Origin of the sequence: Reichenbachiella sp., assembly GCF_033344935.1 — a bacterium.
Taxonomy (GTDB): Bacteria; Bacteroidota; Bacteroidia; order Cytophagales; family Cyclobacteriaceae; genus Reichenbachiella.
In genome coordinates this window covers 2,579,470-2,592,164 of record NZ_JAWPMM010000001.1, presented here as the reverse complement: position 1 = coordinate 2,592,164, position 12,695 = coordinate 2,579,470, and the positions used below count along the sequence as shown (strand labels likewise).

Genomic DNA, 12,695 nt, shown 5'->3' with positions numbered 1-12,695 from the left:
ATTAAAGTAACTATAGAATAACTACTTGCAGAAAGTATCCCCATACCTTCGCGGCTTATATTCAGAAAATATGAGATTTATTTACATCACTTTAGCTTTGGCTACGTGCGCCGTATTGGCCCAAGCTCAATCATTCGACGGCAGTAAGATGGGAAAGGGAATTCGCTTTATGGCGAAAGATTCCTCTTTCAGTATGCAATGGAACAATAGGTTTCAAACGCAGTATATCGGTGCTCAAGATTTAGAAACCAATGAGTACGCCGATGCATTCACGATCAGACGTTTCCGCTTGAAGTTTAAAGGTCATTTATACGACCCAAGAATCAATTATAAAATTGAGTTAGCGATGTCTAACAGAGATCAAGGTGACTTCTTTGCTGAACACAACGGCGCAGCAAGTATTGTACTTGATGCGGTATTGAAATGGAAATTTCTTCCTGGGTGGCAACTATGGGTAGGTCAAACTAAGCTTCCTGGTAACAGAGAACGTGTAATTTCATCTGGTGCTCTGCAGCTTGTTGATCGAAGTAGGTTGAACAGCAGATTCAACATCGACCGTGATAAAGGGCTTTGGCTACATCATGAGCACAAAATGGGTAATGTAGTACTCCGTGAGGTTATCGCACTTACCAAAGGTGAAGGAAGAAACATCACCGAATCCTTAGAGGCTGGCTATGATTACACTTTCCGAGGAGAAATCTTACCTTTCGGGAAATTCACTGACAAGGGAGATTACTTTGGAGAAGACTTGGCAAGAGAGCAATCACCAAAACTTTCGATTGGAGCTACCTACGACCATAACTTTGGAACATCAAGACAAAGAGGTCAATTAGGATTGTTTATTCTTGATACCAATGGCGACAAAGTCCACAGTGACTTGGCTACCATTTTTGTAGATATGATGTTCAAGTACAACGGCTTTAGTGTCATGTCTGAATATGCTCATAAAAGAGTAGCCGATGGAGTAATTAGTGGAGTGACAAGTAGCGGCGATGACATCTACTTCTATACAGGACAAGCCTTCAACATACAATCCGGTTATTTATTCAAAAACAACTGGTCTATTGATGGTAGATTCACAGATGTGAGACCTGAACGAATTGAAATTGATGACGCTGAAAGAAGATATGAGTTGGGGTTTGGTAAGTATATCGTAGGACACACACTCAAACTGCAAGCCAGTGTAGCCTATAGAGATAGAGCTACTAAAAATGATAACATGATTTATTCTGCACAGCTAGAGATAGGATTCTAACTGCAGATTAATAATTCCATAAAAAACACCCCATAAAAACTTTTTTTTGTGGGGTGTTTTTATTTAGAGTCCTTGAGTTTTATAATTTCGTTTTGAAGATTTTTTACAATCCCGGAAAGCTCCTCCATGGACAGATCTCCTTTCCCATCAGCATCTGGGAAGTCGATACTTATAAATGCCTTTGATTCCCAAACTTCAATGATATCCTTAGCATCAACTTGATAAGGCGCATAGGACTTATTGTCGGAGACAAGAAACAGTTTTCCATTTTCCTCTACATAATTAAAGACTCTTTTGTAAACCACTCCCTCCTCTTTGCTCAATAGCACATACGTCTTTCCATTCTTAATATTAGAAATATTCTCAACGTACTCTCCGATAATCACCGTTCCAGGCTGTAAGGGTAACATGGAATCACCTGATATTTCAAAGGCTCGATAAGTAGCATTCTTAGGCAACATCGGTAATTGAAACTTGGGCATCGTTTCAATGTAGGTAGGGTCAGCATAGCCGTTCATATAGCCAGCAGAAGCTTTCTGTGGAATCAGTTCAATATTTTCATTGTCTTCTTTATCTACTGTAATAGCTAATATTTTAGCGCTTCCTTCCTCCTGCTGATGCAGTTCTTCATCAGACAACTCACTGACTACCTTGCTTATTAGAGTATCCACACTCACGTTGAATACCTCAGACATACGTAGCAGATTATTTAATCTCGGATCAGCTCGACCTTCTTCATATGCCCCTACCAGCGATCTTTTGATCCCAATAGCTTCTGCAAATGTCTCTTGTGTGTATCCGAATTTCTTTCGTAAGAATTTAATATTGTCGCTTACCTTAGCTACTTCCATGTTCAATTTTCAATTGATAACAAACTTAACAGAACCTTGCTTTATTCCAATAATCAAGCATCAAATAGCACCATACCTGTATCACTCACAGCTGGCTTCCCTATCGAGTACAAATTGATATGATGGAAATTTTCACGATTCTTTACCTGATCCAAACGCTTGATAATTTTTTCAACTACATGCTTCAAAGTCTCTCCTGAATCAGCCAAAACATAACCATACATCTTCTTGGTCTTTTGGACTGATGCATGAAATTTAACTTGACACTTCCCTGACTTCAACTTCTTAGACGTAAGTTTTAGTCTGTATTCTCCACCTACAGTATATGTTTCCATTACTAATTATTTTATCATTAAATTAATTAAACCCTTTGATTGATCAATTAATTAGCGCTAATGACAATAAAATTAGCATTATAATTCTAATCAGCAAAACTAATTGCTAATTATTTTAGCATAACAAATTGAATGTAGTTATTTCTTGCTGAATCGGCGTTTATTCTGACCGTTCCTTTTAGGCTTGGAGGCTCTAAACTTTGGATTATAGACCGGACCTTCACCAATATGTTCTGGGATTTTTATTTTTTGAACCTCTTTTCCAATCAATTCCTCAATGTTCGAAAAGTTGTACATATCCTCTTCGTTCACAAAAGTAAAAGCCACACCATTGGCATCTGCTCTACCTGTACGGCCAATTCTATGTACATAGTCAGCGGCATCTCCCGGCACGTTGTAATTGATTACCATGTCGATGCCTTTGATATCAATCCCTCTACTCATCACGTCGGTAGCCACAAGTACATTAATCTTCTTATTGATAAAGTCTTGTAATACATCTTCTCGCTTCTTTTGCTCTAGGCCGGAGTGTATGGGCGCCGCATTGATACCAAGGCTCTTAATCTCTCTGGCTATTTTATCCACTTCGCTCTTTCTGGATAAAAATACGATCACGCTATCCATTTTCTTAGCCGAGAAGATATGTTTGATCAATTCAGGTTTCTGGCCATCATAAATCATAAAAGCTCCCTGAAGGATATTCTCTGAAGGTTTGGATATAGCAATATTGATTTCCTCGGGTTCATTCAAAATCTCTTTTGCCAACTTTCTGATTTTCGGTGGCATAGTGGCTGAAAACATCAATCGCTGACAATCCTTTGGAATGAATTTCATGATTTTTTTCAAATCATCATAAAACCCCATATCAAGCATACGATCCGCTTCATCAAGAATGAAATGCTTGACCTTTGACAGATCCACATATTCTTGATTCAAGTGGGCAATCATTCTTCCTGGAGTAGCAATAATGATGTTGGCTCCTTTGAGTAGGGCCTTTTTCTGAACATCCCAACTCATACCATCTCCACCGCCATAAACAGCCAAAGAACTAGTTTCTACAAAATATCCTAAACCTTGAATCTGTTGGTCAATCTGGATGGCTAGCTCTCTGGTAGGAACTACCACTAGTGCATCGATACTTCCATGATCAGATTGATCATGAATTTGCTGCATGGTGGGTAACAAAAACGCTGCGGTTTTACCTGTACCCGTTTGAGCACAGGCAATGAGGTCTTTGTTTTCTAAAATAATGGGAATGGCTTTCTCCTGAATCGGAGTAGTATTTTCAAAACCCATGGCATCTACTCCATCCAATACGGGTGGGTGAATACCAACTTCTTTAAATTTCAAATTAATTATTCTTATTGATCGTACCCAAATCTACAAGTTATTCTTCAGTTTCTGAGGCTTCCCTTTGATTTCTACCTCACTATTGCGATTTGGATACTTATTATTATCATAATTTAGATCAATCATACGAAGAGATGGGTCAATCTCGACCGACTCGAGCTCATCAATATCCACATCTACTACAAATGAATAATATGGATTGACCCATTTCCATGGAGTCATCAATATTTCATTTTCTGACAACACTCTATTTCCTCTCATCATTCCTAGTGGAATATTGTAACTCTTCTTATTACCATCTTTCATAGTCAGCACTACATCAAGTGGCATAGGCATTAAACCAATTCGTTCCATCGATATTTCAATACCGTCATTTACCGTATTCACATTAGATATACTATAGTCGATAGTCTTTGTGGTCTTTACCCAATAATCGAAAAACCAACTTAACTCTAGACCACTTTCTTTTTCCAAAATAATCTCAAAGTCTACTGCGTTTGGATGTTTGAATTGCCATGTATCATAATAACGTAACATAGCTCTATCGAATACCTCTCTCCCCATAATGTATTCCAGATTTTGCAACGCCAACGCACCTTTACCATAGGCAGCCATACCATAGGCTCTATGACTTTCAAAATGATCTGCATGAGTTGTTAATGGTTCTTCTTTTCCTGAATCAACTATGCCCTTATAGTACCTATAATATCCAGACATAGGCTTGCGGGACACGTAGTCTTCATCAAACAGATAATTCATGGTCATCTCATCATAGTATTGATCAAAACCTTCGTCCATCCAATAGAGATAACTCTCATTGGTACCCAATACCAACTGATAGTAGCTATGAAGAAACTCATGCACTGCGGTTCCTACCACAGACTTTAATGATTTATGTCCTGTCATCAGCGTAAGCATGGGATACTCCATCCCACCATCACCACCTTGTACAACTTTATAAACAGGATATGGATACTTGCCACATTTTTCTTCAATAAACGGAATCGCCTTTTTCATATAATCACCCAACTGCTCCCATTGCTCCTTTAAAGTGTCGGCCTGATAGTAAACATGTAGATCTAGTCCTTCTCTAATGTTAACCACATCTACTTCATAATCAGGGTCAGCACCCCAAGCAAAGTCATGAACATTATTAGCCAGGTAACGATGAGACGTTTTACCCTTCTTTGATTTTTCTGTTCCTTGTAAAACCCCAGAAGCACCAACTACATAGTTGCTATCGATGGTAATGGTCACATCGTAGTCTCCCCAAGGGCTATAAAACTCTCTTGCGATATAATCATGCGGTTGCCAACCTGAATAATCGTACTCGGCAATTTTCGGGAACCATTGTCCCATAGAATATCTAACCCCTTCTCTATTGTCTCTACCATTTCTTCTAATTTGAATGGGCACCTGACTTTCAAACTCCAGATCAAAAACGACCACCTGACCGGGTAAAATTGGAGATGCAAGTCTTGCAGTCATAATTGTACCATCCACAGAGACATTCACTTTCTTACCATCTTGCTTGAAGCTTTTGATTTTATGATAACCTATCTCCTCTTCCTTCAATTTGAAAATACGGTCCTGAACACCTCTTCGGGTATCAGTATGCGTTCTGCTTCGCACATCCATCATACTTCCTGGCTGAAATGCATTGAAATAGAGATGATAGAAAACTTTGTCTAACGTATCTGGAGAATTATTGTAATACTTAAGTTTTTGGACACCTGTAAATTGATTAGTCTCTACATCCATATCAATTTCCATTTGGTATTCCACTCTTTGCTGCCACCTGTCTGGTTGTGCAATCACTGTATTTCCTAAAATCACTAAACTCAATACAAGTATTCTCCTTGCCATCATATTATAATTGTCATTAGATTAAGTAAGCAAATTAAATACAATGTCTAGAGAGTGATAGATAAATGTGATGGATTGAAATATGATGTGGCTGGCGGTAGATTGCATTCCAAATCCAGTAATTAAAGTTAGGATTACTTAAGCCAGGCAAGAAGCCAGTACTTCCCGTTTGACTTCATGAATACCATCAAATACGATAATCTCGGGGTTCAAACCAATAGCAGCTTTCATTTTATCAACCTCCGGTTGATAGTTTTTGTCAAGGGCATAGAACTCGTCATTCGAACCAATGACTACTTTTAATTTGGCCGATGAATCCACATGAACAAAATCAGCAGGCTTCAACTCTGGAGGAAACCCTCCTGCCCAAAGCACCAAAGTCTGAAAGTCAATTTTTGCATGTGCCGCCATACGACTAATCATGGATACTCCTTGAGAAAAACCCATGAGGTGAATACGATAATTAGACAGTGATTTACTTTCAAAAAGTTCTTCGATGACAGCGTCAAAATACGATCGTTGATTCTGCATATCAGTTTCTCTGTCTTCCTTAGTCATCCAACTGGCCCCTACATTTTTTTGATCTGGCAAATAGAATTTTGACAAGCCTTGTAAGGCTATAACAAAGTGCTTTTCAGCATCAAACACGTCAAAACGTCTAATAAAATATTTCGCCAACTGTCCATATCCAGGACAAGCAATCCAAACATCTGTAGTCTTATCCGTCAGCTCATTGAGCGTGTAATAAGGAGCAGTAAAATTAAAGCCAATGTGATGTTCCATCAATCGGCAGAATAACTAATACGATAAATAACACCTGCTCGATCATCTGAGACTAACATGGCACCATCTGGCATAATAAATACATCCACCGGTCTACCAAAAGCTTCCTGCTCTTCTTCATCCAACCAACCAAAAGCAAAAGGTTGATAATCGACGGCTTTTCCACCTTCCAACTTTACTCGCATCACGCGATAGCCAATCTTATTACTTCGATTCCACGAACCATGTTCAGCAATAAAGATGTCATTCTTATATTCTTTTGGAAACATATCTCCTGTATAGAACTTCAGTCCGAGTGGTGCTACATGTGGTCCTAATTTTTGAGCAGGAGGCGTGAATTCCGTACAGCTATATTCTCCCCCATGTGTAGGGTCAGAGATATCGCCTCCATGACAATAGGGATAACCAAAGTGCATTCCCATTTTCGGAGCGTGATTTAATTCACAAGGGGGCATATTGTCCCCCATCATATCTCGCCCATTGTCCGTAAACCACATGTCGCCTGTTTCCGGATGCCAGGTAAACCCTACGGTATTTCTAACTCCATGAGCGAATATTTCAAAACCTGAGCCATCTTTATTCATTCTAGTGATAGAGGCGTACACCTCCTTTTTGCTTTCACAAATATTACAAGGAGCTCCTACGGGTACATATAACTTTCCATCTGGTCCAAAAGCAATATACTTCCAACCATGATGCTTGTCACTTGGGAATTCATCCGAAACAAGAACTGGTTTCTTAACCTTGTTCAAGTCAGACTCTACATCAACAAACTTCCATATTTTATTGATCTCGGCTACATACAAATCGCCATCCTTAAACGCCACACCGTTTGGTGTATTCATGTTTTCTGCGATGATGTACTTTTTATCAACCACATGATTTCCATCAGTATCTTCTAGTGCATATACTTTATCGTCTTGCCTTGTACCAACATATAAGATACCACTTGGACTGAGTGTCATAGACCGAGCATTTGGCACGTTGTCAGCATAAAGACTTATAGAAAACCCTTCTGGTAGGTTAATTTTCTTTAGTGCCTCATTCAAATTTTCATCTTCCAATGTTTCCTCAACCTCCTCTTTTGAAGTTTCACTTTTTGGTGTTGATTCACATTGATAAAAAGACAAAGCACAGATGCTCAGTATGACAATGGGTTGAAAGTAGCGCATGTTTGTTTAACCAATTTCCTAGTTAAAATTACATGGGATGATATCCAATATCAAATCTTCTGAGAGTTTTAATTGCTTATGATCCTTTGCATATTTGCGGCATGATTTCAATCAACAATTTATCGTACTATTTAGGCAGCAGAGCCCTATTTGAAAATGCCTCTCTTCATATCAAACCAAAAGATAAAATTGGCTTGATTGGACTTAACGGTACGGGTAAATCCACTTTATTGAAATTAATCATTGGCCAATTGCAAAAAGACAGCGGTGAAATCAGTATGGCCAAGGACTGTACCATAGGATTCCTGAATCAGGATTTGCTGTCTTTCCAATCAGATGACTCTATCTTATCTGTGGCAATGGAAGCTTTCGCCGAAGTGATAGAAATTCAACATAGGATCGATAAGGTCTTGCACCAAATGGAAACCAATTATGAGGATAAGTTGGTTGAGCGGCTGTCTCGTCTACAGGAAGAGTTTGAAGCCAAAGATGGCTATGTGCTTCAAAGTAAAGCAGAAGAAGTACTGGAAGGAATTGGCTTCAAAACAGAAGACCTTCAGCGTCCGCTGAAAGAATTTTCTGGAGGTTGGAGAATGCGTGTGATCCTCGCTAAGCTGCTTCTAGAAAAACCATCCATCCTTATGCTGGATGAGCCTACCAACCACTTGGATTTACCTTCTATTCAATGGATTGAAAATTACCTCAAGTCTTACGAAGGAGCTGTTATTGTTGTGTCTCACGATAGACAGTTTTTGAATAATACGATCAACAAGATTGTAGAAGTAAGCGGTCAACAACTCACACCTTACCCTGGTAATTACGACAATTACTTGGAAGAAAAAGAGCTAAGAAACGAACTGCAGAAAAACGCCTTTGAAAACCAACAAGCTAAGATTCGTCAAACCGAACGATTTGTAGAACGCTTTCGTGCTAAAGCCACTAAGGCCCGTCAGGTACAATCCAGAGTAAAAGCACTGGAGCGTATGGACAAGGTAGAAGATGTAATCGAAGAAAATGCTGCGGTAAATTTCAAGTTCAATTTCAGCAAGCAATCCGGTCGTCATGTTTCCATACTTGAAAATATCTCTAAATCTTATCCAGGCATAGACATACTAAAAAATGCCAACGGAACCATTGAACGAGGAGATAAGATTGCTTTGATAGGTGCCAACGGAAAAGGAAAGTCCACCCTACTTCGAATCATAGATGGTGATGAAAAAATAGAAGGCAAAGCCAAAATGGGATTCAACGTGAATCCATCCTTCTATGCACAGCACCAACTAGAATCATTGAATGTTGACAACGAAATATTGGAAGAACTCAAGCAGTTTGGCTCTGGTAAATCCGAACAAGAACTTCGTGGAGTATTGGGTTGTTTCTTGTTTTCTGACGAAGATGTTTTCAAGAAAATCAAAGTATTATCCGGTGGTGAAAAATCTAGAGTAGCCCTGGCCAAGACACTGATTTCAGAAGCCAACTTTCTCCTTCTTGATGAACCGACCAACCACCTCGACATTCAGTCTGTGAATATTTTAATCCAGGCACTACAACAATATCAGGGATCGTTCATTCTAGTATCTCACGATAGATACTTTGTCACTCAGGTCGCCAATAAAATCTGGTGGATTGAAGGTCAAGAACTCAAGGAATACCCTGGAACTTATGAAGAGTACACTTGGTGGTGTGACAAAAACAACAAGCCCAAGGACACTTTCAAACCAACAGTGGTAAAAGAAGAAAAACCTAAAAAAGAAAAAAAACAGAAGGAAGTTGATGTGGATCAAAAGGAGCTTTCTCGTTTGAAAAAAGAGCTAAGCAAGGTAGAGTCTGAACTAGAAAAACTAGAAACAGAAAAGACCAAATTGGAAGCTCAATTGGCAGATCCAGCCAACTTCAACGACGCCGATAAATTGACCGAAATCAACAAGACCTATGAAGCCAATGGAGAATCCTTAAAAGCGAAAGATCAAGCTTGGGAAGAGTTGGTAGAGCAAATTGAAGAGTTGGAAGGGGAATAGCCATTTTATCTTTTGCTCAAAAATTAAAATTACTTGAGTGATACTCGAAATTCGATCATTAAATTGTCATTGACTACATTTAAAGTTTAATAAGCCTCAAAAAAACCATGAAAAACATAGCTAAACTTCTCGTAATACTTTTTGTTTCAATATCAATCTATAATTGTGGTGGCAAATCCAATACGGATGAGCGGAAAAAGATCGAACAGATGCTGGCTCAAGAAAAAGAGTCAAAAACGATACACGATATCGATCAATTGATTAAAGATTTACCCGCACCTTCTTTGGTTCCTTTCACCCTCAAATCCATTAACGCAGAGTTTAAAAGTGAGCTCATTAATGATTTAGGAAACCTAGAAAAATACAAAGGCAAAGCTGACAAGATGGCCATGAACATGGGCGTATATGCTTCGGATGTCAACTACTTGGCAGCCTATGGTCGTGAAGAGCAGTGTTTAGAATATTTGAAAGCTTCTCACGCAATGGCACAAGAGCTTGGAGATTCTACCATTTACGATGAGGCGCATTTACAAAATTTTCTAGGCCATATCAAAAATCAGAACCAAGAAGAGATCTCAAAAATCTTAAGTGAACTGTTTGTTACAACCAGTATCCAAATGGAAGAAGATCACCATTTGAATATGGCTGGTCTCGCACTTGCCGGCAGCTTCATTGAAGGCATGTACCAAGCAGTGGTAACCATTGACAAAGCTCCAGAAACAGAAGCAAATGAAAAAATCTTAAGGCCATTAGTCGAATTGGTATTGAATCAGGAATCTGCCTTGAGAGAAGTAATTTTAGTATTGAATGATTTACCGAGTGATGACGCCATCAGTACTATAGTTACAGAATTACAAATACTGGACGTTCTTTATAAAGGTGAGCTTAAAGAAATTGAAGAGAAGATGAAGGCTGACCCGAATTTTGTAGTGAAAAAACACATGTTGGTAGATATAGACGGAGAAATCAAGAGAATTCGTCAGTGGATTGTGGAATAGCATTTACATCAACTTTAATAAAAACACCCCCTCTCCGTCACTTCGACTAGAAGGAGAAGTCCCCTACGGGTAGCAGACTCACAAAGCTGAAGCTACGTTTCCAAAGCATCAGCTGTACCACAGGGGGTATCTCAGTCGTACCTCCTTCGATATGACGTGGTATTTTCTTAGTTTTAATGATGATCAAAGGAGGTGCAGTTTACATCATGACTAACAAACATCACACTGTATTTTATACAGGTGTGACGTCCGATCTGAATTCGAGAGTATTTGAACATCAGACCAAACTGTATCCTAATAGTTTTACTGCAAAGTATAATATCAACAAGCTCGTGTACTACGAAGGATTTCACTCAATAGAAGAAGCCATTGACCGAGAGAAGCAGGTCAAGAAATACCGAAGAGAAAAGAAAATTGCTTTGATTGAGTCCATTAATCCACAATGGATTGATCTATACGATAGCCTAGAATAAAAAATTAAAATCAACGTCACTTCGACCTAAGGCGGTTCGCCGAAGCGGAGAAGTCCCCTTCGGATAGCAGCCAGCCAGAAAAGACTGACAAAGCCAAAGCTACACTTTACAAAGCATCCGCTGTAACGCCAGGGATATCTCAGTCGTGCCTCCTTCGACATGACGTGGTATTTTCTTAGATTTAATGATGGTAAAAGGATATCCTGCATTCATCATGACTAATTAATTAAAACTTCACCGTCACTTCGACCAAAGGGAGAAGTCCCCTGCGGATCGTAGCTAGCCAGGTAACCAGAGCTACGTTTCCAAAGCATCCGTTGTACCGCTGGGGATATCTCAGTCGTGCCTCCTTCGATATGACGTGGTATTTTCATTAAATTGAAACATTTACGTAACTTATTATCATTATGAAAGAAGTAATTGGAAAGTACGCTTTTGAAGTGATCGTGATATTCATTGGTATCACTGCATCCTTTCTATTCGAAGAGTGGAGACAAAATCAAGAAAAAGAAGCAAAGGCCATTGAGATTATGAAATCAATGGTCATTGAGCTTGAGCGGAATGATAAATTTATGCAGGATATTGACACGAACTATATTCAACTAGATTCTGCCATTCAGCTTATCATACTTGGTAGCAACGTTCATGAAACAGATAACACTTTGGATATGCTATTTGCTGAAGTAACATTCGGTCTCATGGAAGATATCCCTAAATATCGCTTAATAAATATCTCTTCATTTATTCAAGGGTTTTCATCGTCTGATCAACTCCACTTGATCAATAGCAATAAGGAAATAATTACCCATCTGAGTTATTTGGAATCTTTGTTGACTGAACACGAAAACTACACCACTGAAATAAGTACTTACGCTTCGCTCAATCTTTGGCCAGCAATATATGACTATGGTTTAGCTAACTATCTAGTTTGTGAATCTGAAAGTGAGTTGAATGACTATCAACAAAGCGCTTCGAATTCTGTCACTAAATACATAAAAGAGCTTCAAGCTGATCGTGAATTAATAAAGCACCTCAAATGGTCACAACTCAAACTCAGAAGGCTCATAGAAATCAATCAATTCATTCATAAGCATATTCAAAATTCAATTGAGGAGCTTAATAAAGCAGTCGAAGCTGCATAACTTCTAGTCTCTGACTACTGAATACCCTCTTCTCACACCAACTCAAATATATTATTTTATAAAATATACAATTACGAATTAAATAAATACTCTATATTTACGACAATTACGAATAATATAGAGAATGAAAAAGACCAAATTGGGTGAATTTGAAGAACTGGTACTTCTTACGGTTGTATTCTTGAGTCAGTCAGCCTACGGTGTACAAATCAAATTAGAATTAGAAAACCGGCTAAAACAAACGCTCAGCGTTGGTTCTATACAAACTTCGCTCAAGCGAATGGAGGAAAAAGGATTTTTGACCTCTCAGTTTGGGGAGGCCACTCAAAAGCGTGGAGGCAAACGCAAACGTATTTATTCAGCTACTCCACTTGGACAAAAGGTTCTTCAGGAAATGAAAGAAGTTCGTTCAAAATTTTACGAAGTCATCCCATCCATCGTTTAGTTCCAAC

Annotated in this window: 13 protein-coding genes; 6 read left to right on the top strand and 7 right to left on the bottom strand. The window is 38.8% G+C overall.

The annotated features are described in order from the left end of the window. Positions 1-70 precede the first annotated feature (70 nt). Entirely contained in the window at positions 71-1,255 is a 1,185-nt protein-coding gene (locus tag R8N23_RS11345) for a porin (protein WP_318171714.1), read from the top strand. 59 nt (positions 1,256-1,314) lie between these two features. On the opposite strand, the gene R8N23_RS11340 is transcribed toward R8N23_RS11345, so the two are convergent. From R8N23_RS11340 to R8N23_RS11315, 6 genes are all read right to left on the bottom strand, one after another. Beyond that, positions 1,315-2,106, bottom strand: coding sequence for an XRE family transcriptional regulator (locus R8N23_RS11340; RefSeq protein WP_318171713.1), 792 nt, complete (start codon positions 2,104-2,106; stop codon positions 1,315-1,317). Between the two features lie 53 nt (positions 2,107-2,159). Further along, a complete protein-coding gene (locus R8N23_RS11335; RefSeq protein WP_318171712.1) occupies positions 2,160-2,441 on the bottom strand; it encodes a hypothetical protein in 282 nt (93 codons plus the stop codon). Positions 2,442-2,579: 138 nt separating this feature from the next. After that, positions 2,580-3,791: a DEAD/DEAH box helicase gene (locus R8N23_RS11330; RefSeq protein ID WP_318171711.1), complete on the bottom strand. Its 1,212-nt coding sequence runs from the start codon at positions 3,789-3,791 to the stop codon at positions 2,580-2,582. A 30-nt stretch (positions 3,792-3,821) separates the two neighbouring features. Further along, entirely contained in the window at positions 3,822-5,657 is a 1,836-nt protein-coding gene (locus R8N23_RS11325; protein ID WP_318171710.1) for a M1 family metallopeptidase, read from the bottom strand. Between the two features lie 138 nt (positions 5,658-5,795). Next, positions 5,796-6,440, bottom strand: a complete 645-nt coding sequence (locus R8N23_RS11320) for an alpha/beta hydrolase (RefSeq protein ID WP_318171709.1) — start codon at positions 6,438-6,440, stop codon at positions 5,796-5,798. After that, a complete protein-coding gene (locus tag R8N23_RS11315) occupies positions 6,440-7,612 on the bottom strand; it encodes a sorbosone dehydrogenase family protein (protein WP_318171708.1) in 1,173 nt (390 codons plus the stop codon). The genes R8N23_RS11320 and R8N23_RS11315 overlap by 1 nt, the downstream gene beginning before the upstream one ends. A gap of 101 nt (positions 7,613-7,713) precedes the next feature. Between R8N23_RS11315 and R8N23_RS11310 the strand changes: the two genes are divergently transcribed. The 3 genes from R8N23_RS11310 (at position 7,714) to R8N23_RS11300 (ending at position 11,101) form a co-directional block, all read left to right on the top strand. Further along, the gene (locus R8N23_RS11310; protein WP_318171707.1) at positions 7,714-9,630 is read left to right on the top strand and encodes an ABC-F family ATP-binding cassette domain-containing protein; all 1,917 of its coding nucleotides are present in this window, start codon (positions 7,714-7,716) and stop codon (positions 9,628-9,630) included. 107 nt (positions 9,631-9,737) lie between these two features. Next, complete coding sequence (locus tag R8N23_RS11305) at positions 9,738-10,628, top strand: hypothetical protein (RefSeq protein ID WP_318171706.1); 891 nt, start codon at positions 9,738-9,740, stop codon at positions 10,626-10,628. Positions 10,629-10,804: 176 nt separating this feature from the next. Continuing rightward, positions 10,805-11,101, top strand: a complete 297-nt coding sequence (locus R8N23_RS11300) for a GIY-YIG nuclease family protein (RefSeq protein ID WP_318171705.1) — start codon at positions 10,805-10,807, stop codon at positions 11,099-11,101. Between the two features lie 218 nt (positions 11,102-11,319). Here the strand turns inward: R8N23_RS11300 and R8N23_RS11295 are convergent, their stop codons facing one another. Further along, complete coding sequence (locus R8N23_RS11295) at positions 11,320-11,475, bottom strand: hypothetical protein (protein ID WP_318171704.1); 156 nt, start codon at positions 11,473-11,475, stop codon at positions 11,320-11,322. Positions 11,476-11,508: 33 nt separating this feature from the next. On the opposite strand from R8N23_RS11295, the gene R8N23_RS11290 reads away from it, so the two are divergent. After that, on the top strand, positions 11,509-12,243 hold the full coding sequence (locus tag R8N23_RS11290; protein ID WP_318171703.1) for a hypothetical protein: 735 nt from the start codon (positions 11,509-11,511) through the stop codon (positions 12,241-12,243). A gap of 124 nt (positions 12,244-12,367) precedes the next feature. Then, entirely contained in the window at positions 12,368-12,688 is a 321-nt protein-coding gene (locus R8N23_RS11285) for a PadR family transcriptional regulator (RefSeq protein WP_318171702.1), read from the top strand. The last annotated feature ends 7 nt before the right edge of the window (positions 12,689-12,695 follow it).